23 protein-coding genes, 1 pseudogene and 1 riboswitch are annotated in these 24069 nt (G+C 46.8%); of the genes and pseudogenes, 12 read left to right on the plus strand and 12 right to left on the minus strand.

Annotated features, from left to right (window positions below):
• Positions 1-23 precede the first annotated feature (23 nt).
• On the minus strand, positions 24-275 hold the full coding sequence (locus LO777_RS21320) for a MerR family DNA-binding protein (RefSeq protein WP_407929169.1): 252 nt from the start codon (positions 273-275) through the stop codon (positions 24-26).
• Positions 251-427 carry a MerR family DNA-binding transcriptional regulator gene (locus LO777_RS18915; protein WP_228855376.1) on the minus strand — a complete coding sequence of 59 codons (177 nt, stop codon included), beginning with the start codon at positions 425-427 and terminating at the stop codon, positions 251-253. The genes LO777_RS21320 and LO777_RS18915 overlap by 25 nt, the downstream gene beginning before the upstream one ends.
• Before the next feature lie 292 nt (positions 428-719).
• Here LO777_RS18915 and LO777_RS18920 point away from each other — a divergent pair, with 292 nt between their 5' ends.
• From LO777_RS18920 to LO777_RS18945, 6 genes are all read left to right on the plus strand, one after another.
• Positions 720-2705, plus strand: a complete 1986-nt coding sequence (locus LO777_RS18920) for a heterodisulfide reductase-related iron-sulfur binding cluster (protein WP_228855377.1) — start codon at positions 720-722, stop codon at positions 2703-2705.
• A gap of 169 nt (positions 2706-2874) precedes the next feature.
• Complete coding sequence (locus LO777_RS18925; RefSeq protein ID WP_228855378.1) at positions 2875-3648, plus strand: electron transfer flavoprotein subunit beta/FixA family protein; 774 nt, start codon at positions 2875-2877, stop codon at positions 3646-3648.
• Between the two features lie 11 nt (positions 3649-3659).
• Positions 3660-4577, plus strand: coding sequence for an electron transfer flavoprotein subunit alpha/FixB family protein (locus tag LO777_RS18930; protein WP_228855379.1), 918 nt, complete (start codon positions 3660-3662; stop codon positions 4575-4577).
• A 17-nt stretch (positions 4578-4594) separates the two neighbouring features.
• Complete coding sequence (locus LO777_RS18935; RefSeq protein ID WP_228855380.1) at positions 4595-4906, plus strand: hypothetical protein; 312 nt, start codon at positions 4595-4597, stop codon at positions 4904-4906.
• Positions 4907-4920: 14 nt separating this feature from the next.
• A complete protein-coding gene (locus tag LO777_RS18940) occupies positions 4921-5316 on the plus strand; it encodes an acyl-CoA thioesterase (protein WP_228855381.1) in 396 nt (131 codons plus the stop codon).
• Between the two features lie 282 nt (positions 5317-5598).
• Complete coding sequence (locus LO777_RS18945) at positions 5599-6816, plus strand: OmpP1/FadL family transporter (RefSeq protein ID WP_228855382.1); 1218 nt, start codon at positions 5599-5601, stop codon at positions 6814-6816.
• 107 nt (positions 6817-6923) lie between these two features.
• Here the strand turns inward: LO777_RS18945 and LO777_RS18950 are convergent, their stop codons facing one another.
• On the minus strand, positions 6924-7793 hold the full coding sequence (locus tag LO777_RS18950; protein ID WP_228857418.1) for a radical SAM protein: 870 nt from the start codon (positions 7791-7793) through the stop codon (positions 6924-6926).
• A 147-nt stretch (positions 7794-7940) separates the two neighbouring features.
• Between LO777_RS18950 and LO777_RS21325 the strand changes: the two are divergent.
• Positions 7941-9952, plus strand: a pseudogene (locus LO777_RS21325) (FAD-dependent oxidoreductase).
• A gap of 8 nt (positions 9953-9960) precedes the next feature.
• On the opposite strand, the gene LO777_RS18960 reads toward LO777_RS21325, so the two are convergent.
• The 3 genes from LO777_RS18960 to LO777_RS18970 are packed head-to-tail and all read right to left on the minus strand — an operon-like array spanning position 9961 to position 11344.
• Positions 9961-10242: a 2'-5' RNA ligase family protein gene (locus LO777_RS18960; protein WP_228855383.1), complete on the minus strand. Its 282-nt coding sequence runs from the start codon at positions 10240-10242 to the stop codon at positions 9961-9963.
• Positions 10239-10511: an RNA 2',3'-cyclic phosphodiesterase gene (gene thpR, locus LO777_RS18965; protein WP_228855384.1), complete on the minus strand. Its 273-nt coding sequence runs from the start codon at positions 10509-10511 to the stop codon at positions 10239-10241. Before thpR ends, LO777_RS18960 begins: the two co-directional genes overlap by 4 nt.
• Complete coding sequence (locus tag LO777_RS18970) at positions 10508-11344, minus strand: tRNA threonylcarbamoyladenosine dehydratase (RefSeq protein ID WP_228855385.1); 837 nt, start codon at positions 11342-11344, stop codon at positions 10508-10510. The genes thpR and LO777_RS18970 overlap by 4 nt, the downstream gene beginning before the upstream one ends.
• A gap of 175 nt (positions 11345-11519) precedes the next feature.
• Between LO777_RS18970 and LO777_RS18975 the strand changes: the two genes are divergently transcribed.
• The 3 genes from LO777_RS18975 to LO777_RS18985 all read left to right on the plus strand — a co-directional run bounded on the left by LO777_RS18975 (position 11520) and on the right by LO777_RS18985 (position 13005).
• Positions 11520-11927: a Fur family transcriptional regulator gene (locus LO777_RS18975; RefSeq protein ID WP_228855386.1), complete on the plus strand. Its 408-nt coding sequence runs from the start codon at positions 11520-11522 to the stop codon at positions 11925-11927.
• Positions 11924-12166: a hypothetical protein gene (locus tag LO777_RS18980; RefSeq protein ID WP_228855387.1), complete on the plus strand. Its 243-nt coding sequence runs from the start codon at positions 11924-11926 to the stop codon at positions 12164-12166. Before LO777_RS18975 ends, LO777_RS18980 begins: the two co-directional genes overlap by 4 nt.
• Positions 12167-12411: 245 nt before the next feature.
• Positions 12412-13005 (plus strand): nitroreductase family protein, encoded by a 594-nt coding sequence (locus tag LO777_RS18985; protein WP_228855388.1) that lies wholly within the window; start codon positions 12412-12414, stop codon positions 13003-13005.
• Here LO777_RS18985 and ychF read toward each other — a convergent pair.
• Positions 12995-14065 carry a redox-regulated ATPase YchF gene (ychF, locus tag LO777_RS18990; RefSeq protein WP_228855389.1) on the minus strand — a complete coding sequence of 357 codons (1071 nt, stop codon included), beginning with the start codon at positions 14063-14065 and terminating at the stop codon, positions 12995-12997. The two genes, LO777_RS18985 and ychF, sit on opposite strands and share 11 nt — an antisense overlap.
• A gap of 200 nt (positions 14066-14265) precedes the next feature.
• A complete protein-coding gene (locus LO777_RS18995) occupies positions 14266-15129 on the minus strand; it encodes a HesA/MoeB/ThiF family protein (protein ID WP_228855390.1) in 864 nt (287 codons plus the stop codon).
• Between the two features lie 224 nt (positions 15130-15353).
• Here LO777_RS18995 and LO777_RS19000 point away from each other — a divergent pair, with 224 nt between their 5' ends.
• Positions 15354-16250: a hypothetical protein gene (locus LO777_RS19000; protein WP_228855391.1), complete on the plus strand. Its 897-nt coding sequence runs from the start codon at positions 15354-15356 to the stop codon at positions 16248-16250.
• 31 nt (positions 16251-16281) lie between these two features.
• Positions 16282-16469, plus strand: a riboswitch (cobalamin riboswitch).
• Between the two features lie 216 nt (positions 16470-16685).
• Here the strand turns inward: LO777_RS19000 and acnA are convergent.
• The 4 genes from acnA to LO777_RS19020 form a co-directional block, all read right to left on the minus strand.
• A complete protein-coding gene (gene acnA / locus LO777_RS19005) occupies positions 16686-19334 on the minus strand; it encodes an aconitate hydratase AcnA (RefSeq protein WP_228855392.1) in 2649 nt (882 codons plus the stop codon).
• A gap of 108 nt (positions 19335-19442) precedes the next feature.
• Positions 19443-19916: a DUF3124 domain-containing protein gene (locus tag LO777_RS19010; protein WP_228855393.1), complete on the minus strand. Its 474-nt coding sequence runs from the start codon at positions 19914-19916 to the stop codon at positions 19443-19445.
• A 26-nt stretch (positions 19917-19942) separates the two neighbouring features.
• Positions 19943-20419: a ferritin family protein gene (locus LO777_RS19015; RefSeq protein ID WP_228855394.1), complete on the minus strand. Its 477-nt coding sequence runs from the start codon at positions 20417-20419 to the stop codon at positions 19943-19945.
• Between the two features lie 20 nt (positions 20420-20439).
• Complete coding sequence (locus tag LO777_RS19020; protein WP_228855395.1) at positions 20440-21105, minus strand: nitroreductase; 666 nt, start codon at positions 21103-21105, stop codon at positions 20440-20442.
• A 637-nt stretch (positions 21106-21742) separates the two neighbouring features.
• Here LO777_RS19020 and lon point away from each other — a divergent pair.
• On the plus strand, positions 21743-24067 hold the full coding sequence (lon, locus tag LO777_RS19025; RefSeq protein ID WP_456237681.1) for an endopeptidase La: 2325 nt from the start codon (positions 21743-21745) through the stop codon (positions 24065-24067).
• Positions 24068-24069: the final 2 nt, after the last annotated feature.

A 24069-nucleotide genomic window follows, 5' to 3' on the forward strand; every position in this document is an offset into this window, starting at 1 on the left:
ACCAGCCTTCTCATTTTACCTCATCAGTTTTTACCTGCCGTTGCAAGATAATCGGTGATTCGGATTCTGTATTCTACTATATCCTTTCGCAGAGAGGAGAGACTTGCCATTTTTTCGTCCACACGGGAGATGTGACTGTCCAGTATTTCAATGAGTTTCGGGGTGATTGTTGTAAAATTTTTCTCGTTAATATCAAAAATATCAGAGAGTTCCTGGATTTCTTTTAAGGAAATACCCAGGTTTTTCAGTTTCAGGATAAACTTGAGACGGAGAATATCATCCCTGTTATAGCTCCTGGTTCCCCCCCCAGCCGGTCAGTTTTGCCCATAAGTCCAATTTCTTCATAGTAACGAATCGTACGGGTGGTAATGCCAAGGCTTTTTGCCAGTGCTCCGATCTGGACCGGTTTGTCTTCTGTGGGGCTCATGTTCTGTTCCTGTATTTCAACGGACTGGTGGGCAGTCATTCAAATCGATTAATTAGTTTACCTTTACGTAATATGTTCTTTGCAAAATATCATGAGAGCCGGGGTGCTGTCAATTGAAAAGTAATTTCAATTAAACTGTTTTTTTAGTTGATTGCCTGATCTGGTAAAAAGGATGCAAATATTCTTGACCTTTACGTAAACATTATTTATAAACCTTTTTATATTTTGTGGATTCATGATATGCTGCCGGAAGAGTTATTCAGGCAATTTGTAACAGTAACTGGAGAAAACAATGGAATTTACACGTGAAATTTACTGGAATGTGGGGCATGGGGTCTGGACGCTGCTGCCCATGTATCTTCTGACCCTTGGGGCGTTTTTTGTGCTGATCAAGCTGTTTCTACAACGCATTGCCGTGTATAAACAGGGGTTGCCGCTGGAGCGAACCGATCGTACTGCGGACCGGATCCAGGGAATGATCACGAAAATACTGTTCCAGCAGAAAGTTATCCGGGTGAGGTGGCCGGGTCTGTTGCATGGCATGTTCTTCTGGGGATTCGGTCTGCTTTTCATTGGAACCTGCCTTATTGTTGTCCAGGCTGATTTTACAGATCTGCTTTTTGATGTGAAATTCCTGACAGGTACATTTTACAAACTTTTCTCCATTGTTCTTGATCTGGCAGGTCTTGTCTGTATTGTCATGCTGGCGGGGTTGCTTGTCAGGCGTTATTTTTTTCCTCCCGAAGGGTTGGAGACGAAAAAAGACGATGCTGTCATGCACGGACTGCTTCTTGCCATTCTTCTTACCGGTTTTGTGATCGAAGGGGCCCGGATGGCTGTAACTGAAATGGGTACTCCACTTGCCAGCTGGTCACCGGTAGGGCTGGGGGTTGCCTCGCTCCTGTCCGGCCTGGGAGAGCCGACCCTTCTTCTCCTGCACAAGGGGACCTGGTGGTTTCATCTTCTTCTGGTGATGGCTTTCTTTATTTTAATTCCCTCCACTAAATTCCGTCATATCATTACCACCAGTGCCAATTATTTTTTCGAGGATCTGGGACCAAAAGGAAAACTGGTCAATCTTGACCTGGAAGATGAGGATGCTGAAACATTCGGGGCGACCAACCTGAAGGAACTGACATGGAAGGATATCTTCGACAGTGATGCCTGCACTCTCTGCAAGCGCTGTCAGGATCGCTGTCCTGCTTACAATACCGGAAAACCGTTATCGCCCATGAAGCTGGTCAACCAGATTGGAGATGCCGCTTTCAATGATCCGGATGTAAACCTGATTGAACTGATCGGTAAGGATGTGCTCTGGGCCTGTACCACGTGCCGGGCCTGCCAGGAGATCTGTCCTGCATCCATTGAACATATAAGCAAAATCGTAGACCTCAGGCGGAGTATGGTCCTGATGGAAGGGGAATTTCCTGGTGATGAGGTAATGACAGCAATGGAAGCCACCGAAGTCAACGGCAATCCCCTGGGAATCGGTTATGCGGAACGAGGCGAATGGGCGGAAGAGCTGGGTGTGCACGTGCTGGCCGAGGATAAGGAAATCGATGTCCTCTATTTTGTCGGTTGCTACGGTTCCTTTGATAAGAGAAATATTGCCGTTGCCAAAAGTTTTGTGAAACTGTGTCAGGCGGCGGGAGTCAGGCTCGGCATACTCGGTAAGGAAGAAAAATGCTGTGGCGAACCCATGCGCAAGATGGGTAATGAGTACCTGTACCAGACCCTGGCCATGGAAAATATTGAACTGATAAACTTCTATGATATAAAGAAAATAGTCACAACCTGCCCCCACTGCTATAACACGCTTGAAAAAGATTATCGTGATCTCGGTCTTGAGGTTGAGGTGGTAACATACACGGTTTTTCTTGAGGAATTGATTCAGTCTGGCAGGCTGAAGATTCATTCCGAAAACCTCTCCTGTACCTACCATGATTCCTGTTACCTGGGGCGACACAACGATATTTATGACGCGCCTCGTTCACTCATCCGTGCCGCAGGTGGCAGCCTGGTTGAAATGAAGAAGAACAGGGCAGAAGCATTTTGCTGCAGTGCCGGAGGTGGCCGGATAATGGCCGAGGAGAATATCGGTGAGCGGATTAATATCAAGCGGGTCAATATGGCTATGGAAACCGGGGCAGAGATACTGCTGTCCAACTGTCCCTTCTGCCTGACCATGTTTGAGGACGGTGTCAAAGGGGCAGAGGTGGAAGAACAGTTAACCCCCAGAGATATTGCCGAAATTCTGGCGGAAAGGATTCAGGCGTAAACCGGCATGGCTGGACCAGATAGCTCAGCCATTTTATGCCCTTTGGGTATTTATGCCCTTTGGGTACAACAAGCTGATGAAAATCCGACTACAGCAATACAATCCTCGAAAGAGGGATTTTTCAGATAACTGTTAAATTACAAAAAACAATCGGAATTGGAGGCAAACAATGAAGATTCTTGTCTGTATAAAGCAGGTTCCTGATATGGAATCCAAGTTTAAAGTCGACGACAGCGGGACCTGGTATGACAGGGCCGATCTTGCCTGGAGAATGAACGAATATGATGAGTATGCTGTAGAGCAGGCTGTACAGTTGAAAGAGCAGGTGGGTGATAGCGATCTCACCGTGCTGTGCATAGGCGGGGATCAGGTCAAGGAAACAATGAAAAAAGCCCTCGCCATGGGATGTGATCGTGGGGCCCATATTCTCGATGACGAGGTGAGCACCAAGGAACCCTACCAGATTGCCTCCATTATCGCTGAATATGCTCAAGATAAAAGCTTTGATCTTATTTTTACCGGTATGCAGTCCCAGGATCGAGGCAGTGGACAGGTGGGTATATTGGTAGCTGAATTTCTGGGACTGCCTAGTGTTTCCACCATTGTTGACTTTGTGTACGAGGATGGAAAAATCGATGTCAAGCGAGAGCTTGAAGGTGGTGTCAAGGCCTGTGTCGGTCTGTCTGCACCCGCCCTGCTAACCTGCCAGCTTGGCCTGAATACTCCACGTTATCCCACGTTGCCCAATATCATGAAGGCCAAGAAAAAAGAACTGCTTTCCATTCCTGTTGAAGATCTGCTCAAGGTTGAGGCGAGGCAGGAAACTGCCAGGGTGTATTTCCCCGAAAAGAAAGGTGGTGGGCTTGTGCTGGAGGGTGAGGTCGACCAGCTTGCCGATCAGTTGATTCAGATTTTGAAAGAGAAAACAGGTGTTTTTGCATAAGGGGGAATGATATGAAACTGTTACTTATAGCGGAGTACAGAGATGGTCAATTGCTGGCGGGTTGGAGTGAACTGCTGGCATTTTCCAGAGAAATGGGTGGAGAAAGTGTGTTTTTCCTGGTCGGCAGCGAAGAACATTTACCGACCTGTGACGAAAAACTCTATCTGGCTGACAGTTCTGCCTGTGGTGAATACAATCCCGATCTTCATAAGAAGCTCATCGTTGATATCGTAAACAAAGAGCAGCCTGACATGGTAGTTTTCAGCCATTCTTCCTATGGTTGGGATCTTGCTCCACGTGTGGCTTTTGCCTTGGGAGCTTCGCAGGTTTCCGAGGTGGTTGATGTTTCGGACGGTGTACCTGTGATTCCTGTCTGCAACAGCAAATTGAGGCGTGAGGTGAAAATAAAAACAGATCAGGCCGTAGTCACTCTTCAGGCGGGCGCTTTTGGCTTGCAGGAAGAGCCATCCGGTACACCTACCGTGGAGAAAATTTCTGTTGACGCTGCCGGAAGGACGACTTTCACCGGGTACGAACAGGCTGAAAGCGGTGGGGTCGATCTGGCCAAAGCTTCTGTAATTGTCAGCGCTGGTCGTGGAATAGGCAAGCCCGAGAATGTAGAAATGATAGCTGGTCTTGCCAGGGCTCTTGGTGGTGAATATGGGGCGTCCAGACCTGTTGTTGACTCCGAATGGGTGGAACATAACAGACAGGTAGGTACGACCGGGCAGACTGTCGCTCCCAAGCTGTATGTTGCCTGTGGTATTTCCGGTGCCATTCAGCACCTTGCCGGCATGAAAAAATCAGAATTTATTGTTGCGGTTAATACCGATAAGGATGCCCCGGTGGGAGAGGTGGCTGATGTCCTTGTTGTTGCCGATCTCAAACAGTTTGTTCCGGTGTTGACCGAGAAAATAGAGTCCCTGTAAACGTCGGAGCAGCCAAAATGATAGAATCAGTTTTTCAGGAACTGGCCGAACTGTTCGTGCCGGGCACTGTGACAGAGCCGGTCAGTTTCTATTTTTCCCTGGGTGAGTGTAAAAAGACGGTGAAATTATCTCCCGATACCTGTCTTGTGGAGGATGGTCGTACGGTTGAAAATGCGGATTGTGTCTGCAAAACCAGTCCCGACTTTTTTATGAAAATCTGGCGGGAAGATTATAGACCAGGTATGAAGGATTTCATGACTGGCGTGATAAAATCAAATAATCCTGGTGCGCTGCAGGATTTTCTGCGCTGCTTTGGTAAAAGTGCATAAGGGGGACAGTTTCAATGAAAGCTTTAACTGAAATAAAAGTCAGGGGATATCACTGTGATTTTTATGGACATGTGAATAACGCCCGATATCTCGAATTCTTTGAAGAAGACAGGTGGGCTCGCCTTGAATCATCCATCGATCTGCAGAAGTGGGCAGAAAAAGGGTTGATTTTTCTTGTTGTAAATATCAATGTCAATTATCGCAGTGCTGCCCCGGTTGGTGCAACACTCGCAGTGATTTCACGTCTTGAAAAAATTGGTAACAAAAGTGCAGTGTTAAAGCAGGAAATAGTATATAAGGAAACTGAGGAACTTGTGGCGGATGCCTTGGTGACCTTTGTGGTTCGGGATCGCAGCGGAGCGGTCGAGATGACAGGAGAGATCCTGAAAGAGATAGAAAAGCTGGGGTAATTTTTTTTTATCACCATGAAACTTGGCTAACCTTGAGATGTGACAATTGTATCATGGTGAGTTTTATTCGTAGTCAGGTTTTTAAGAGTGACAGCAGAAAACATGTTTCTTCGTTTTAAGGTTGACATTCATTGCGTTTATGGATTACACAAAGATAATTGAAAAGATAATTGCATTCTTCGTATTGACTTGAACGTAAAGGTTAGATTCGCTGTGATTGCTATGGAGCGTCTGCCGGATCATGGCAGACATGAGAATGAAATAGACAGAGGGGAGATGAGCATGAAAAAAAGGATATCTGTGTTAGCGTTGGCGTCCATTTTTGCGGCAGGTTCGGCATTAGCGTCCGGCTGGAGAATACCTGAGCAGTCCGTTGATTCAACGGCAAAAGCAGGTGCAAACGTTGCATCAGCTTCGCGGGCTGACGCTTCCTATTATAATCCCGCCAATATGTCCTGGATGGATGATACCTGGTATTTGGAGGTTGATGCAACATACATCTACCTTTCTGAAATTGACTATGAAGACGCGCGTAATCCCGCTTTTAATTCAAGTTCCGAGTCGGAAAACTTCTTTGTGCCCACCGGTTTTGCAGTTTCTCCACTGTTCGGTGGTTTTCGCTTTGGTTTTGCAGTGGTTGCTCCTTACGGTCTTTCAAAGCAATGGAAAGACCCTTACGCGAAAGCTGTAGCCGAGGAGTTTTCACTGACTGTTATTGAAGTCAATCCGACGGTTTCCTATAAGATAGGTGATATGTTTTCAATAGCAGCCGGGCCTCGGATGCTCTATGCCGATGCCACGGTTAAAAGCGATGCTTCAGGCCTTGGGGTTCCCCTGTCCAGAGACATGGACGACAGTACTGTAGAGTGGGGGTGGAATGTTGCAGCAGCTGTTAAACCGATAGAGCCTTTAAATATTTCCGCCACCTATCGTTCCCATGTGGACCTGGATTTTGAAGACAATGCCAGACTGAATCTCATGGGGACGAAGTTGACCCTGAGTACCGATGTTTCCGTTCCCGCGCCCGCTGTATTTACCCTGGCAGTTGCCTATGATGTTCTTGAAAATCTGAATGTGGAACTGGGGTGGGACAGAACATTCTGGTCAGAATACGATAAGCTTGATTTCAATTTTTCTCCGACGGTACCGGGTAATCCTTTCGAGCCACCGGTCGAAAAGAACTGGGATGATTCCGACGCCTTCCGTATCGGGCTGACCTATGCACTCAATGATTCCCTGACTCTGATGGGTGGTTTTGCCTTTGATAACAATCCTGTTCCTACTGAGACCGTTTCCTTTGAATTACCGGATTCCGATGCTTTCCTCTATTCCCTGGGAGCCCAGTATAAGATCAATGAGAAACTGGAAGTGGGTCTTGGTTTCCTTTATGACTACAAGAAAACCAGGACCGTTAAGGTGACACCAACTGACAGGGTCTATGGTGAATTTACCAATGCCTCTGCTATTTTGATTACAGCGGGATTGAATTATAAGTTTTAAGGCCACCATACGAGAAAAACAGGTGCAGCTCTTTACTGTGTATTGCAGTAAAGAGCTGCTGTCTGAATTGACTGCACCGTTTATATGGATCTGACTCTGCCTGACTGTCAGAGACCCCGCATCGCTTCAGGTTTCAGGTTGATTTTTCCCTGGAGAGCCCTGCTGATCAACTCCATGGTTGCAGCTTTGTCAGCCGGCAGTTTTGCTTTGATCGGCAGATAATTTGAAGCATGATTGGCGTGAAAATAACCGTCTGAGAGCTCAGTGTTGTCAAGCATGATAAAGAGTTCTTCCAGCATTTCAGCAGCATTCAAGAGATAAAATTCTCCCTTTTGCCAGCTATTGTACAGTGGTGTTTCCGGTGTAAGCATAAGGCTGAGTGCTCCCACATATTCGGGATCAATTGCCGTCAGAACCCGACCGGTTTCCTCAGCATGAATGCGGGATCGGATTTTCTGGGCAATGCCCAGAAGAACAGTGATGGAGAGTTTGATACCGCTTTTGCGGATTTTTTTTCCCATCTCAATCATTCTGGCAGAATCTGAACCTTTGTTGATGGCCTGCAGGGTGACATCATCTCCAGACTCAAGCCCCATATAGGCAATACCGAGCCCCAGGTTTCGAAGTTCTTCCAGTTCTTCCCTGCTTTTTCTACGAATGGATTTGGTGTTTGCATAAACCCCGACCCTGGTGACCCAGGGAAGTTTTTCCCTGATAGCGGAAAGAATTTTTACAAGTCTTTTCTGGGGCAGGATCAGAGCGTCTCCGTCGCAGAGAAACAGTCTGTTCTGGTGACGACAGTGCTGTGCTGCAAAATCGATATCAGCCATGATGATATCGTCGTTTTTAATGGAAAATCGACTTTCCTTATACATTCGACAGAAGGTACATTTGTTGTGAGAACAGCCGGTGGTTACCTGTAACAGTATGCTGTAGGCTTCGCTGGGTGGTCTGAAAATATTTCCCTGGTAGTCCATTGTCATTCAGTCCTCTTGATATGAAGTTATCGTTTACGTTAAGATAAATATAAGCTATCTTTTCTGAAAAGGAAAGATGCTGGATGTTTCAATGATGCAGTTACCATGGATTCGGGTTGAAAGTAACCTGAAGGAGAAGAGAATACAATGAGTACATATAGATACCTGTTTAAACCGCTTGATCTTGGTTTTACGACGTTGAAGAACAGAATTTTAATGGGCTCCATGCATACGGGTCTGGAGGAAGGAAAAAATGGTTTTGAACGGATGGCAGCATATTTCAGTGCCCGGGCAGCGGGGGAGTCGGTCTTATTGTAACCGGAGGTGTCGCTCCGAGTCGGGCAGGGTGGATTGCCCCGTTTTCCATCAGGCTCTCAAAAGAATCTCAGGTCAAACAGCATCGCCTTGTGACAGATGCTGTCCATCAAAACGGGGGAAAAATCTGTATGCAGATCCTCCATTCAGGCAGGTATGGTTACCATCCCCTCTGTGTCGCTCCCACGTCTATCAGGGCACCAATTAACAGGTTTAAACCAAGAGCCCTGAGCAGTCGGGGGGTCAAGTCAACCATCGATGATTTCATTAATTGCGCGGTACTGGCTGGCAAGGCAGGGTATGACGGTGTTGAAATCATGGGTTCGGAAGGTTACCTGATCAACCAGTTTATCGCAGGCAAAACAAATCGGCGTGATGATGAATGGGGTGGTTCTTTTGAGAAGCGGATTCGTTTTCCCCTGGCAATTGTAAAAGGAATCAGGGAGGCGCTCGGCACTAATTTTATTATAATTTACCGTCTTTCCATGCTTGATCTGGTCAAAGACGGCTCAACCTGGCAGGAAATTGTCCATCTGGCCAGGGGAGTAGAGGAGGCAGGGGCTACAATCATTAATACGGGGATTGGCTGGCACGAGGCTAGAGTACCGACAATCGCCACCATGGTACCCAGAGCTGCGTTTACCTGGGTGACGAAGCGACTCGTGGGGGAGGTATCAGTACCCCTGGTAACCACCAATCGAATAAATATGCCTGCCGTAGCCGAACAGGTTCTTGAGAGCGGATGTGCTGATATGATCAGTATGGCCAGACCATTTCTGGCAGATCCTGAGTGGGTTAACAAGGCAAAAGAGGGGAGAGAAAAAGAGATCAATACATGTATCGGCTGTAATCAGGCTTGTCTGGATCATATTTTTTCTCGCAAAACTGCCACCTGTCTCGTTAATCCCCGAGCCTGTCATGAGATGGTTCGTCCCTTTGTAAAAAGTTTATCCCAAAAACGTGTGGCCGTGGTGGGTGGAGGTCCAGCTGGACTGGCATGCGCAACAGTTGCTGCTGCAAGAGGACACAGGGTAACACTTTTTGAGGCAAATAATGAAATTGGCGGGCAGTTTCGCCTTGCACGCAGGATACCCGGGAAAGATGAATTTGAAGAAACCCTGCGCTACTTCGATCACCAGTTGGAGCTCAATAGAGTGGATGTACGGTTGAATCACAGGGCGGTTACGGCAGACCTGCAGGGGTTTGATGAAATTGTTCTCAGTACAGGTGTAGTTCCCAGGAAAATTGAGTTGGAGAGTGAGGGTAAAATAAAAATTTCAGTTTATAGCGAAGTTCTACTGGGTGAAAAGAAGATCGGAGAGCGAGTGGCTATAATCGGTGCCGGTGGAATCGGCTTTGATATGGCGGAGTTTCTGCTTCACAGGGAAAATGTGGCGGAATCGGTAGATTCTTTTATGGCTCTGTGGGGTGTAGACAGGGAATACCGAGATGCCGGAGGTTTGATGAAACCTGGATTTGTCCCCGCCGACAGGGAGATTTTCCTGTTACAGAGAAAGAAGACCAAGCCTGGTGCGGGTCTTGGCAAGACCACGGGTTGGATACATCGAACAGTGCTTAAAAAATCCGGTGTAAAGATGTTGAACGGAGTAGAGTATCTGTTTATCGATAATGATGGATTTCATATCCGTCAGGATGGTGAAAAAAAGGTTCTGAAGGTGGACGATGTGGTTATCTGCGCCGGACAGTTGTCGGAGCTGTCCCTGGCGGAAGATCTGGATAAGGTCGGTATTGCGTATCATCTCATCGGTGGGGCCCTGAAAGCCGGTGAGCTTGATGCCAAAAGGGCTATTGCCCAGGGAGTCGAACTTGCTGACGGTTTTTGAGATTAAGGTTAATGTGACACCATAAAATCATATCGTTCCAGCAGGGAATGAATGGCTCCTTTTGTGGTAAGTCTGCTGGAATAGAGACTGAATCCGTTTACATAAAACTCTGGGCTTTCAAGAAAACTGTTAGTCACAAGAAATTGCTGCAGGTGTCGGATCGGGCAGTTTTTCAGCCTGGCCAGGGTGATATGAGGAGAATATTTTCGGTTTTCTCCCCGGATACCGATTATTTTAAGAGTATTTTCTATTCGTTTGCGTAAAAGAGTAAGTGGCTCCTTCGGCCTCACTCCTGCCCAGAGAACACGGGGGTGGAACGGGGTGGAAAAACGCCAACTCCCTTGAGACGGAGAGCAAAACTTTTATTTTCCAGAGCTGTTTCCTGGAGACACTCCTTTATATCCAGCAGCTTTCCTCCTTCAACCTCGCCTATGAACTTCAGGGTAAGGTGGAGCTGGTCGGTGGGTACCGTTCGCGCCCGGGGCAGTGAACTGCCAAGCCCGGTTAATCCTTTCCTGATATTGTCCGGCAGATCGACGGCAATAAAAATCCGTTTCAATTGTTCTCCCCTCTGCTGCTCAATTGCAGGATGGCCATATTGGCAATGATGAGACCGAAAATTCCTGTGATCGTTGGAAGGCTCCCGAGACTGTTGCGTTTTCTGCCTCTGTCTGCAAAAGGAGTTTCTCCGATAATTTTTTCCTTTGTATTTTCCTGTGCTTTTTTATAATCGAAGTTGATCTTCTCCGTTGAATAAACAACGCGTATGCCGTGGGTGATATTTCTTTTTCTCAGCCGTTTACGTAAGTGTTTTGCTAGAGGGCAGCCGGTAGTATCAAAAAGATCACCTGTCCTGATGAGCAAAGGGTCAGTGCGAAGGGCTGCGCCCATGGAGCTGATTGTGGGGATTTCAAGGTGAAAGGATGCCGACAGGAGTTGACTCTTTGGATTGAGAGAATCAATGGCATCAATTAACAGATCCGGAGGTGGGGAAAGGATTTTTTCGAGAGTTTCTTCTCCTGCAAAAAGCTGTTGAGATTCTATTCGGCAATGGGGATTGATGGTCAACCCTCTCTCTCTGGCTGCCTCAACCTTTGGTTTTCCCAGGGTATTTTCCAGGGCAAGAATCTGTCTGTTTATATTACTGGGTTGCACTGTATCAAAATCGACAAGACGCAGATTACTTATCCCGGCCCGAATAAGTCCTTCCAGGGCATATCCTCCAACGGCTCCAAGACCGACTATGGTCACTCTTTTTGACTGGAGTAATTGGAATTTCTCATTGCCGAGTAACTGTCTGGTTCTTTTAAAACGGTCCATGGAATTTGAGTTCTGAAGTTTTATCTTAAAATTCCACCATGGAAGGTGTTTTGTCGCTGTTGGGATTTTCATTTGCTTCTTGCAGCTGAACTTTTTTTTAGTCCGGCCTGCATTTATCGAACTATGGTTACCATACCCCTCGACAGGCGAAAAGAATAATTTTCAAGGTTTTCTTTATAAAAAACAGACTTGACACAGAAACGATAATTAATTACATATGATAATAGTTACTAACAACAGGAGCCCTATGCAACTTCGAATGACAAATCAGCGGGAGATTATTCTCAGCGAGCTGAAAAAAAGCAGACAGCACCTGACCGCTGATGAGTTGTATGACAGGGTGAAAAAGGATATGCCGAGGATCAGCCTGGCAACCGTTTATCGGAACCTGGAAATTCTCTCCGAGGCAGGATTGATCGGAAAACTGGAAATCAGTGGCCGGCAGAAGCGATTTGATTATGATGTCTCAGAGCATGATCATATTTATTGTGCAATCTGTCACCGGGTTGATAACCTGGATATTGACCGTCAGGGGTTGCATGCCAGGGAAATCAAGGCTGTGAAAGGTTACCGTGTTTCAGGTTACAGGCTGGAAATTGTGGGTATCTGTCCGGCCTGTCAGAAAAAACAGGAAAAAAAGGAGAAGGAAAAATGAGTGGATGTGGATGTTCCGCCAAGTCAAAGGAATTAAGCAGTGAACACAAGCAGGTTCTTGAGGCTCTGGCAAAATGTGATGGTCCCTGCGGGAATAAGGATATCGTTGCTGCCACAGGACTTGAAAAAAAGGTTGTGACCAGTAAAATTACGGCCCTGAAAAAGAAAGGTCTGGTAGACAGTCCTGTTCGCTGTAAATATGGTATCACGGACGAGGGAAAGAAGGCAATTAAGTGTTGAGTTTTCAGTTTTCAGTCACGCCTGTACGAATCTACGGCACTCCTGATCATTTACAGGGATAAGGTAGATAAAAACACAGAGTTACAAATCCTGTGACCAGTTACGTTATGCCTTGTTGATGCAGGCAGAAAAGTGTAATGAAAAGGCCTGGAGATGATAAACTTTCTCCAGGCCTTTTGTGGTTTTTGACCAGTTACGAGCCAACTCTCAGTGATTGAATGAATGTGATTTCAGTTGAGGATCCCATGAAAAAACTTGTTGAAGTGACGAGGACATATCGAAAATTTTACCAGGACCATCGAATCCAGGGTGAATTTCTGCATGACCTGGTAAACCTGGCACGACTGGGCGGTTCTGCCAGAAATAGTCAGCCCTGGCAATATATGGTTGTCAATGACCCGGAAGTATGTGAAAAAATTTTCCCTTTCCTGGGGTGGGCAGGATACTTGGCGGACTGGAAAGGGCCGGTGCCTGGAGAGCGACCGGCTGCCTATATTATTTGTCTGCTGAATAAAGAGAGGTTGGCAGGGTCGGAGGCGGAAGCGCAGTTTGACCTGGGAATTGCCACTCAGAATATCCTGCTCGGTGCGATGCAGTGTGGGATCGGTGGGTGCAGGATTGCTTCAATCGGTGCTGGGCTGAGTCGTTTATTTGACATCCCCGTTCGTTTAACAATCTCCCTGGTTATTGCCCTGGGAAAACCGAGGGAAACCGTTGTTATTGAGGAGTGCAGCAATAATTCAACCGTCAGATACTGGCGGGATGAAGAGGGAGTGCACCATGTTCCCAAGCGAACCCTTGCGAGTTGCCTGGTGGAGCTGCCGCTGGTTAAACCTTGAAACGAATATTGAGAATATCCCCGTCAACCACAGTGTAATCTTTACCCTGGAGGTACATTTTCCCCTGTTTTTTTAACTCCGCTTCACTGCCATGGGTGAGCAGCTCATCATATTTCATGACCTCTGCCCTGATAAATCCCCTCTGCAGGTCGGAATGAATCACCCCCGCAGCTACTGGAGCAGGGGAGCCACGACGAACCAGCCATTGCCGCACCTCATCCTTGCCGACTGTAAAAAAAGAGACAAGCCCCAGTGCCTCCAGGCAGAGTCGGGTCAGTATTTCCAGAGCGGGTTCTTCTATACCCATGTCTTCGAGAAATTCGGTTTTTTCTTCCTCTGAGTCAAGGAGTGCTATTTCTGATTCCACCTGGGCTGAGACCGTCATGGCCTTTATTTTATCTTTTTCGCAGACAGCTTGTATTGCTTCCAGGAGTTTGTTGTCGTTAATACTGTCTTCGTCGACGTTGAATACGAGAATAAGTTCTTTCCTGGTGATAAACGGATAACTTCTGGTGAGCAGTTCTTCGTCTTCATTAAATTCCATGAGACGCAGGGGTTTTTCTTCCTCGAGGTGGGTGAGAAGGCGCTCCATCAGGGCAAGTTCCTTTTCCTGCTCCTTGTCCTTGATTTTTTTCAGGGATAATTTCAGCCTCTCAATGCGTTTTTCCACAAATATCTGGTCATGCATCAGCAGTTCGCCATTGATGGCTTCCGCATCCCGCAGGGGATCAACACTCCCTTCAACGTGGTAAATTCCATCATCTTCAAAGGCACGGACAACATGGCAGATCGCGTCGACATCATTGATGTCATTGAAAATAGTTCCCCTGCTGATTGTTTCCTGTTCAATTTTCGGCAGGAGAACCAGGTCTATTCGGGCCCTCGCTTCTTTTTTAGGGGCATACATGGAGACGAGCTTGTCAAAACGCGGGTCGAGTATATCAGCGGTTCCGGGAATGGCTTTTGGTTCACCGGACTGTTCTCTCAGCTCATGTCCGGTGAGAATTTGAAAAAGGGTTTTTTTTCCTGTCTGCGGCAGGCCGATAATTCCAACTTTCATTATTGCTCCTGTTGACGTATGAAACTCAGCCTGACATCTTCAACCTGATTGAGTTTTATGAGAAATGCGGGCTAAAAATAAAAATGCTCGTATATGCCTGAAGTGTTGAGTTTTTTATTTTTCCATGCTCCTCGGAGTTTACGCTTACCTGAGCTCGAACAAAAAATCTCATTTCTGGACAGACACTAGGTAACACGTTTTCAGGTAAAGTCAATAAGTTCTGACGTATGCTCCCTGGTATCGGCGAGAAAAAGTTTTTTTCGCAGCTCAGGCTTTCTGCCAAGGAGCAGGGTTACAGCTTCTGCACATTCCACTGCGGCCATGTAGACAGCAGCAAAGGGCAGGGTTCCAAGTGTTGCCTCTATACCCCGTTCTGTCTTTTTATCCTGATCGCCGTAGATCAGCTTCAGTCCGGGATCTTCCGGAAAAATCACGGTTGCTTGGCCGCAGCTTCCTCCGATGGCGGCTGAAACCATGGGAATATTTAACTCCTTGCAGATATTTTCAAGAGTGAAGCGGTAGGAAATAGTGTCCAGGCAATCTATGGCCAGATCTACATCCTTCAGCAGGTTCTCTCCGTTTTCTGCAGTAAAAAAGGTGTCGTGTGGAATTGTTTCGACCGCCGGATTAATTTTTCCAACCCTCCTGGCAGCGGCTGAGGCTTTGGAAGTGCCGAGGTAGTCAACAGTGGAGAGAAGCTGCCTGTTGAGATTACTGTCATCAAATATATCACCGTCAATAAGAGTCATTCTGCCTGTTCCGATACGGGCCAGTATTTCCGTTACGGTCCCTCCCAGTCCTCCGAGTCCGATGATTGCAACATGGGACTGGAGCAGTCTTTTCTGGCCCTCGTTGGAGATAGAAGTCTGGTTGCGGCAATACCGTTCCGGGATGATGTCGTTTTCCAGGGCGGCGAGTTCAATATCTTTCAGCGATTTATCTGTTTTCCCTGCCAAATATAATACTTTTTCTACACTCAGGGAATTATATGGCGAACCATCGGGACGTTTTTTCCTGGTGGAAGAGGATCTCAGAAGGTGAAGAAAATCTTTCGAGGTAATCATAATATTTGAATTTAACTCATGGATGGTGATTTGCAAGTCGTCTTTTATTATTGTAATATAACAAAATGATGTTTGAAAACGAAATGATGTATGGCTTCCTGGGGGAGATACGTAAAAGAAATCCTCGGGTGAATGAGTGTTGACTCGACTCCGGAAAAGTGTTTCGGACCGTCTTACATGAGGAATTGTCGCAGGGCTGCCTGCACTACGACTGAATGAACCATATGAAAAATGATAAATCAAAAGACAACGGTGGACTTTTACGGAAAATTCGTGAAAAAATAGCCGGGAAAAAGGTTGCTGACCCAGAGGAAGTACAGGATCTGAGCAGTGAGGAGACGCAGCGGATGATGGAGGAGTTTGAAGCTGTTGTCAATCATACCGGACCGATAACAGGCTGGGATTTCGACCGTGCCTTTGAATTTATCGAGCAGTATCCGGACAGTCCCCAGGCGGAAATTCTTATTGGCCAGATGTATTCCACAACACCCCAGAGTTTGAAAGGGCTCAGTTATTCCAGTGCTGTCAAGGTACTGGAACGTATGCCGGGTCATTCCGGCAGGGATGCGATTATTCGGGGGATGCGTCAGGTAGAAAAGGATTATATCAAGGAACTGAAATCCGATGTTATTGCCTACATGCTGAAAATTATTCCGGATCATCCCCTCGCCGATGAATTGACTACGGCACTGGCGGTAAAAAACCTGACCAATGCTTACGATTTTATTACTGCTGATCCGGAGAACGTTTATTCAAAGGCCATCATCAAGGCAATGTTTGACCGGGATCCGAATATTGCCCTGCTGCTTCTTCAGGAGAAAATGGATCATCCCCAGGTGGCCAGTATTTTTGATGGGATCTACAATATAACTGATGATGCTGTAATCGAAAAACTGACACCTAATGCAATCATTTTCATTCTTGATGTTGCACCTGATCATCCTAAGGTCAGAAAAATGATTGAGGTGCTTGTGGAAAACAATTATGTCAAGGCTTTTGATTTTGTAAGTGTTCATTCGGACCACTCCCTTGCTGAGACGATAAAGGAGCTGATTCTCGAGAGAAAACCGGAGTTGAAAAAACTGATTGATGAAATTGGAATACCGCAAAAGGCCGCTTGACTTTAAAAAGTGAAGCTGGTATTTTTAATTTAATTTAATTTAATTTTCAGATACTCTTAACGAGTTGAAAAGGGAACCCGGTGCGAATCCGGGACGGGCCCGCCGCTGTAACCGGGGACGAACGTTGCAGGATGTCACTTTCTGCTGATGGCAGAGGGGAAGGCGCAACAAGTAGGAAGATCCGGGAGTCAGAATACCTGTCTGAAATAATATAATGAGTCCTCTCCGTGGAAAGAGATGAGAGCTCACTTGTTCGAGGAAAAATCAGGGATCCCCGAATCAAAATTTATTTTGATTCGGGGATTTTTTTTTGAGAATGGAAAATGTACCAGCCGGCAGGGCGGGGTACTGATCAGGTTTTATGTGGGTTGTCTCCGGGAGCCTCGCCAACTCCTCCTTTTCCTTACATAGCCTGGCCAGTACCCTACTCTTTTTTCAGGAGAGAAACTGTCGCAGGACATAGGGCAGAATCCCGCCATGCCGGTAGTAAGCTAAATCAATGGCCGTATCCAGACGGGAAATCACCTGGAAGCGGATTGTGGTTCCGTCATCTTTGTTCGCAATAACCTGAAGTTCTTCCCCCGGTCCCATCCCGGAAAGACCATGAATGGAATATGTTTCGGTTCCGTCCAGTCCAAGGCTTTGAGGATCTTCTCCATCTTTGAATACCAGGGGCAGAACCCCCATACCGACCAGGTTGTTTCTGTGAATTCTTTCGTAGGAACCAGCAATGACGGTTTTAATGCCAAGCAGCATGGTTCCTTTCGCGGCCCAGTCCCTGGATGATCCGGTTCCATATTCTTTACCGGCAAGAACAATAAGCGGGATATCTTCCAAGAGATATTGCATGGCTGCATCATAATTAAATAATTCTTTGTTTTCCGGATACTTGAGTGTGAATCCACCTTCTTTGGGTTGAACCATCCTGTTTTTTATACGGATATTGCCGAATGTTCCCCGCATCATAACTTCATGATTGCCTCTTCTGGATCCGTAGGAATTGAAGTCCTTTACGGCAATATTGTTCGAAAGCAGGTATTGTCCGGCAGGATAGTGTTCTGGTATTGCCCCTGCCGGGGAGATATGATCAGTGGTGACACTGTCTCCCAGCAGAAGGAAGGCCCGGGCACCTTCCAGATCTTCAGGAGGTGGGGGACTTGTGGTAAATCCGTCAAAAAATGGTGGCTTTTTGATGTAAGTTGATTCCTCGTCCCAGGAATAGGTTGTACTTTTCACACTGTCGAGTTTTTTCCAGAAATCGTCTCCGTCAAAGATTGAGGCGTATTCTTTCGCAAAGCGCTCTTTTGTGACAAATTGCTGAACAAATTGTTCTGTTTCGTCCTGATCGGGCCAGAGGTCATCGAGGTAAACCGGCTGATTATTGGGGTCGGTCCCCAGGGGAGCAGTGGTGAGATCAATATCTATCCGTCCTGCTAGAGCAAAGGCCATGACCAGAAGAGGAGAGGCGAGAAAATTGGATTTGATTCGCTGGTGGATGCGCGCCTCAAAATTGCGGTTACCTGAGAGAACTGCAGCAACGTTTAAATCGTTTTTTCTGATGAGTTCTTCAAGCTCAGGATGGAGCGGCCCACTGTTGCCAATACAGGTAGTGCAGCCGAATGCGGCAATATGAAAGCCGAGAGCTTCAAAATAGGGCATGAGGCCGGCTGCTTCCAGATAGTTACTGACAACCTTTGAGCCTGGTGCAAACGAGGTTTTCACATGGGGCGGAATCGTCAATCCCCTTTTTACGGCCTCTCTGGCCAGAAGACCGGCGCCAAGGAGGACATACGGGTTTGAGGTGTTGGTGCAGGACGTGATGGCTGCTATGACAACAGAGCCATCTTGAATGGTTGTCTTCCGACCGTTCAGGGTGATGAGGAATTGTTTCCCGCGAACAGTTGTTGTTTCTGCAAATGCCGATTGCATTCCGCTCAAAGGAATATGATCTTGCGGGCGTGCCGGTCCGGCAAGGGAAGGTTCGACCGAGGACAGGTCAAACTCTATGACCGTGCTGTATTCTCTCTCATCATTTTCTTCGTAAAAAAGAGACTGGGCGTGAGCATAGGCGGCGGTCAGTGCTGCCTGTTTTTGACGACCCGTCATTTTCAGGTAGTCGATGGTCTTTTCGTCAATCGGAAAAAAACCGAGGGTAGCCCCGTATTCCGGTGTCATGTTTGAGATTGTTGCCCGGTCTGGTATGGAGAGGTTGCTCATTCCGGGTCCGAAATATTCTACAAATTTTTCCACCACATCGTGTTGACGCAGCAGTTGTGTCAAGGTGAGTACAATGTCCGTTGCCGTGATCCCCTTCTCTGGTTTACCTGTCAGACGAACCCCGGTGACTTCCGGGATCGGCATATAGTAGGGCTGGCCAAGCATGACTGCCTCAGCCTCTATTCCTCCCACGCCCCAGCCCATGACACCAATACCGTTAATCATGGGTGTGTGCGAGTCGAGGCCAACAACAGTATCCGGATAGGCCAGGATCCCTTCTTTATCTTTCCGGGTAAAAATAACCCGGCCAAGGTATTCCAGGTTAACTTGGTGACAGATCCCCGAGTTGGGAGGGACGATCTTAAAATTGTCAAAACTCATCTGGGCCCATTTCAGGAGCTTGTAACGTTCCCCGTTTCTTTCATACTCCCTGGCCACATTCTGAGTGAGGCTGTTGCTGGTGCCGAAGTAGTCTACCTGAACAGAATGATCGGCGACCAATTCCACTGGAACAACGGGATTGATTTTGGCAGGATCTCCCCCCTGATCTTTTACCGCGTCACGCATTGCCGCAATATCCACAACCGCTGGTACGCCGGTGAAATCCTGCATCAGGACACGGGCAGGGTGATAGGGTATTTCAACCGGAGTATCGTATTTTTTTTCCCAGTTAACGATTGCCTGAAGATCTTCAGCTTTTACAATAGTTCCGTCATATTTACGCAATAGATTCTCGACAAGGATACGTATGGAGTACGGCAGTCTGGAGATGCTGCCCAGGCCCTGACGGGAGAGTTCGGAGAGGTCAAAGTAGTTGTAAGTTTCTGCTCCAACCTGCAGTTTTTTTATATATCGCAGATTATCCATGGGATCTCCTTATGGTTGTCCTGCAACAGTATTTTGAGAAAGACATATTCTGCAGGTATTCATTTGCTTTTTAAGATCCGCCTGACCACACTTTCAATGCTTTCATCATCAGAAGATGGCTCTTCCCCTTGAAGTGAATGAAATGCCAAGTTGGGACTGGGTGCCGATCATGACTGATTCAATGATGGGAGGATTTATTTTTTCTTCTGCCTTCCATGACACAATAAAATTTGCTCCGGATCCTCCTGTAGTATCCTTCTGGGGAACAATAAAACGCGTGGAACTCATGGGGGACAGAACAACCGGTTCGGTAAGGAAATGTTTCAGTAGTTTTCCCTGGGTTTCGTAGTAATCCACCGTGGTTACCGTCAGGGAATGTCTGGGATCAATGTTGCGGATACTCAGCGTAATTGAAAGAAGCAGGGGAATTTCCTTGTTCCCGTGATAAATATGGGAATAGGCAGGTACATAAACCCTCTGCTCCGCGGCAGGAGGAAAGGGTTCCGAAGCCAGCAGAGCGCATGGCGCGAACAGAAGAAAAAAGAGTAATAATCGGTGGATCATACTGCTTTTCCAGTTCATTGTTTTCCTCTGGATATTGAGAATGATTATCCCTCAACTGCGCAGGAGCGATCAGCAAGGGTTTCGAGTTTTTTGATATGGTTCTGTTCCTCCCTGATAATCATTTCGAGTTTTTCACGTGTTTCATCGTTGTCGAGAAAATCAAGGAGAATTTCATAAAAGAGAATTGTATCCTGCTCAAATTCAATGGATTGCGTGAGAATTTCTGTGAAACTGCTCGCCTCTTCAAGTTTTTCACGATCCAGGGAAAACGTGTTGCTTTTCATGATATCTGTCAGGAGGGAGCGGCCTATGGCAGCCATTTCCTTCTGTTCAGTAGATAAAGTCTGGTTTGATCGGATTGATTCAAACCATCGGGCATGTTTTTCTTCTTCGCGTGCCATCCATATCAGAATTTCGGCAAGTTTGGGATCTTGCACGCCTTCGCTTGCCCGACGATAAGTTTCGGCACCATTTTCCTCAATCTGTATTGCGATGTTGCATATGTCTGTCAGTGTAAACATGTGTGCTTCCTTTGTGAAAATCAGTCAAAAAACCGGGTAAAAACTGAAAGTTCCTCCCTTGGTGTACGATAATTGTTGACCGGCGCGTTCTTGTCTTCATATCCAAGTGCCATGCCGCAGATGAGAATGTGGTCCATGGGATAGCCCAGTCTTTTTTTTATGAGTTCCGGGTACTGGCCGAGTGCCGCTTGGGAGCAGGTGGCAAGGCCTTCTTCCACGGCCGCAAGCATTATGGATTGCAGGAACATACCGTAGTCCAGGAAAGATCCGGTCTGCATAACGGGGTCAAGAAAGAAGAACAGCAGGACGGGTGCTCCGAACCCGTGGTAGTTTGCCACCCACTGTTCATAGCGTTTCTCCTTGTCTTTTCTTTCAATATTCAGGGTAGAATAGAGTTGGCGCCCGCAGGCAAGCCTTCTGCTTTTAAAAGGTTCCGGCCATTTAAGAGGATAATACTGGTAATCCATTTCACCCATTTCACCACTGCGAAACAGGTTTTCCATTTCCCGGCTCAGCTCATCTTTTTGTCTGCCTGATACCACGGCCACCTGCCAGGGTTGGGCATTTGTCCCTGATGGTGCATGGCGTGCAGCGGAAAGGACAGCTTCAATCTTTTCCCTGGGGACAGGGGTGTCGAGATAGGCACGGGTCGATTTTCTTGTTTTCAGAGCATCAATTGTATTCATAGTTTCGAGACTTCCATAGAATTATGCTATTATCATTAGAGCAATGCCTTGAATCGGTGTGTGTTGCCTGGTGGGCATGAGGCCTGTTCAAGTTTACCAATATATCATTAAAACAAAACACAAGAGTCGTCACGATAATTCAAGAGGATATATTATACCTCGAATAAGTAAAAAATGCTTTATTTGAGCTGTAAATGATTATCTTTACTAACACCCCGCAAGGGGGTATAAGTGCCATGGAAATAAACCTAACCATTTAATTTCAAAGCACCTTCCCTTTTCTTGTTTTTTTATGACAGGAATTCAGGAGTAAGGCACTAAAAAGAATAATACAAAATACCTGTTATCTGAATAGAGAGTTGATAGTCGGGAATTATTCCGGCAAATTTATAACTGATTATCCGTGAAAGTCGGCCAGGTTGAAAATACACTTGCTTTATCCGGCTGAGTGTTAAGGCAAATCAGAAAAATACAAAGTGTACAGGATTCATATATACAATCATTTCATAAGGAGATCATAAATGACCGAAAAGGCAACCATACTCACTCCTGACGGCATTGAAAATCCACAGTCGGAAGGGGAGAGGGAAAAGAAAAATCACTGGTGCTGGCCAAAGAGATACTGCCCGATGAACTGATGATTATTCCCCTCCATGACAGACCGATGTTTCCTAAAATGATGGGGCCGATTTTGGTGGATGACCCTTCCATGCAGAAAACCGTCATGGAATCGGTAAAAAATAATACACCACTCTATTTTGGCCTTGTTCTGTTGAAACCGGCTGATGATATGCTCGCTTATGCTCCCAAGGGAGAGGAGGATTTTTTCAGGGTAGGCGTAGCTGTACGGGTTATCCAGGTTTCTCCCCCCAAGCCCGGAGAACCATTGCAGGTGATGGGACAGGCCATGGATCGATTTAATATTGTGTCTCTACTGAAAAGAGACTCCGTTTTTGTGGCCGAGGTCAGCTACTGGCAGGAAGAAGTTCCTGAAAATACACAGGAGTTGAAGGCCTATTCGGTGGCCGTAATCGATTGTATCAAAGAACTTGTCAATCTCAATCCCCTTTTCAAGGAAGGTCTTTCTCTTCTTATTGAGAGGATAAATGTCAATGATCCCGGTTCACTTGCTGATTTTGCCGCCTCCATGACAACATCCTCCGGCTCGGACATTCAGAAAATCCTTGAAACCAAGGATGTGCGCGAACGGATTGAAGCAGTTTTGATCCTTTTGAAGAAGGAAGTTGAAATCAGTAAGCTCAAGGCGAAAATTTCCAAGCGCATTGAAGAGCAGCTTTCAAAACAGCAGCGTGAGTTTTTTTTAAAACAACAGTTGCAGGAAATCAAAAAAGAGCTGGGGTTGGCCAAGGATGATACCCAGGCGGAGTTGGAAAAGTATGAAAAACGGCTGAAAAAACTTGTACTTTCCGATGAGGCAAGGGAAAAGGTCAGGGAAGAGATGGAAAAATTGCGGCTCCTTGGTTCTTCCTCACCTGAATTCAATGTCAGTCGAACGTATCTGGACTGGCTGACTGTTCTGCCATGGGGTGTTTACAGTAAAGATAATTATGACCTGAAAAAGGCCGCTAGAATCCTGAATAAGGATCATTACGGACTGGAAGATGTGAAGGAACGTATTCTGGAATTGATGTCGGTGGGCAAAGTCAAGGGTGATCTTTCCGGAACAATTATTCTTCTGCAGGGACCTCCAGGGGTAGGGAAAACCTCTATCGGTCAGTCTGTGGCCAGGAGCCTGGGACGAAAATTTTTCAGATTTTCCCTGGGAGGAATGCGGGATGAGGCTGAGATAAAGGGACATCGCCGGACCTATATCGGCGCTATGCCCGGTAAATTTATTCAGGCCATCAAGAGCTGCAATACTGCCAATCCATTGATCATGCTGGATGAGATTGACAAGATCGGGGCAAGTTTCCAGGGAGATCCTGCCTCTGCGCTTCTGGAGGTTCTCGATCCTGAACAGAACCGTGATTTTCTCGATCATTACCTCGATGTCCGCTTTGATCTCTCGAAGATTCTTTTCATCTGTACGGCAAACCAGCTTGATACCATTCCAGGTCCTCTGATGGACCGGATGGAGGTGATTCAGCTTCCCGGTTATATCCTCAAGGAAAAGGTGGAAATCGCCAAACGCCACCTTGTTCCAAAGCAGTTGAGGGAACATGGCCTGACACCAAAACAGATTACTCTGACGCGGACGCTTCTGGCGACTATAGTGGATGGTTATGCAAGGGAAGCGGGGGTTCGGGGGCTTGAAAACTGTATCAAGAAAATCCTGCGTAAATCCGTGAAGAAAATTATCAAAGATCCGGATAAAAACATCAGGATCAAAAAAGATGATCTGCAGGAGCTGCTTGGCAAAAGACTGTTTGCCGAGGAAAATGCTTTCCGCAAACCGCGGGTCGGAGTTATTACGGGACTGGCCTACACAAGTATGGGTGGAACGACTCTTCATATTGAATCCATTCCCATTCCCGCCGCCCAGCCGGGTTTTAAACAGACGGGGCAACTGGGCCAGGTGATGGTGGAATCATCGGAAATCGCCTATAGCTATGTGCGTTCCCTTTTTCGTGATAATAAAGAGGTGAGTGAGTTTTTCAAAAAACATCTCATTCATCTCCACGTGCCGGCCGGGGCGACTCCCAAGGATGGACCGTCAGCGGGTATTACCATGGCCTGTGCTCTTTATTCACTGGCCATGAATCTGCCGATCAGGCCTCACATTGCCATGACCGGAGAACTGACCCTCAGCGGCCTGGTCATGCCGATTGGCGGAGTGAAGGAGAAAATAATTGCCTCCAGACGGTCGAAGATCAGGGATGTAATTCTGCCCAGGGACAACAGGGAAGATTTTGACCTGTTGCCGGAACATATCCGGGAAGGGATTACGCCACATTTTGTTGCCACCTTTTCGGATGTGCTGAAAATCTGTTTTGATAAATGATG

This window comes from Desulfomarina profundi (assembly GCF_019703855.1).
Classification (GTDB): domain Bacteria; phylum Desulfobacterota; class Desulfobulbia; order Desulfobulbales; family Desulfocapsaceae; genus Desulfomarina; species Desulfomarina profundi.

Excerpts from the sequence above, each read along its gene's own strand:
- LO777_RS18920 (WP_228855377.1), top strand. The coding sequence starts at position 720 with ATGGAATTTACACGTGAAATTTACTGGAATGTGGGGCATGGGGTCTGG.
- LO777_RS18995 (WP_228855390.1), bottom strand. The coding sequence starts at position 15,129 with ATGATTACCTCGAAAGATTTTCTTCACCTTCTGAGATCCTCTTCCACC.
- LO777_RS19015 (WP_228855394.1), bottom strand. The coding sequence starts at position 20,419 with ATGTTTACACTGACAGACATATGCAACATCGCAATACAGATTGAGGAA.
- LO777_RS18985 (WP_228855388.1), top strand. The coding sequence starts at position 12,412 with ATGAAAAAACTTGTTGAAGTGACGAGGACATATCGAAAATTTTACCAG.
- LO777_RS18945 (WP_228855382.1), top strand. The coding sequence starts at position 5,599 with ATGAAAAAAAGGATATCTGTGTTAGCGTTGGCGTCCATTTTTGCGGCA.
- LO777_RS18950 (WP_228857418.1), bottom strand. The coding sequence starts at position 7,793 with ATGGACTACCAGGGAAATATTTTCAGACCACCCAGCGAAGCCTACAGC.
- LO777_RS18980 (WP_228855387.1), top strand. The coding sequence starts at position 11,924 with ATGAGTGGATGTGGATGTTCCGCCAAGTCAAAGGAATTAAGCAGTGAA.
- LO777_RS18935 (WP_228855380.1), top strand. The coding sequence starts at position 4,595 with ATGATAGAATCAGTTTTTCAGGAACTGGCCGAACTGTTCGTGCCGGGC.
- LO777_RS19000 (WP_228855391.1), top strand. The coding sequence starts at position 15,354 with ATGAAAAATGATAAATCAAAAGACAACGGTGGACTTTTACGGAAAATT.
- LO777_RS18915 (WP_228855376.1), bottom strand. The coding sequence starts at position 427 with ATGAGCCCCACAGAAGACAAACCGGTCCAGATCGGAGCACTGGCAAAA.
- lon (WP_456237681.1), top strand. The coding sequence starts at position 21,743 with ATGATTATTCCCCTCCATGACAGACCGATGTTTCCTAAAATGATGGGG.
- LO777_RS18930 (WP_228855379.1), top strand. The coding sequence starts at position 3,660 with ATGAAACTGTTACTTATAGCGGAGTACAGAGATGGTCAATTGCTGGCG.
- ychF (WP_228855389.1), bottom strand. The coding sequence starts at position 14,065 with ATGAAAGTTGGAATTATCGGCCTGCCGCAGACAGGAAAAAAAACCCTT.
- LO777_RS18975 (WP_228855386.1), top strand. The coding sequence starts at position 11,520 with ATGCAACTTCGAATGACAAATCAGCGGGAGATTATTCTCAGCGAGCTG.
- acnA (WP_228855392.1), bottom strand. The coding sequence starts at position 19,334 with ATGGATAATCTGCGATATATAAAAAAACTGCAGGTTGGAGCAGAAACT.
- LO777_RS19010 (WP_228855393.1), bottom strand. The coding sequence starts at position 19,916 with ATGAACTGGAAAAGCAGTATGATCCACCGATTATTACTCTTTTTTCTT.
- LO777_RS19020 (WP_228855395.1), bottom strand. The coding sequence starts at position 21,105 with ATGAATACAATTGATGCTCTGAAAACAAGAAAATCGACCCGTGCCTAT.
- LO777_RS18970 (WP_228855385.1), bottom strand. The coding sequence starts at position 11,344 with ATGAAAATCCCAACAGCGACAAAACACCTTCCATGGTGGAATTTTAAG.
- LO777_RS18925 (WP_228855378.1), top strand. The coding sequence starts at position 2,875 with ATGAAGATTCTTGTCTGTATAAAGCAGGTTCCTGATATGGAATCCAAG.
- LO777_RS18940 (WP_228855381.1), top strand. The coding sequence starts at position 4,921 with ATGAAAGCTTTAACTGAAATAAAAGTCAGGGGATATCACTGTGATTTT.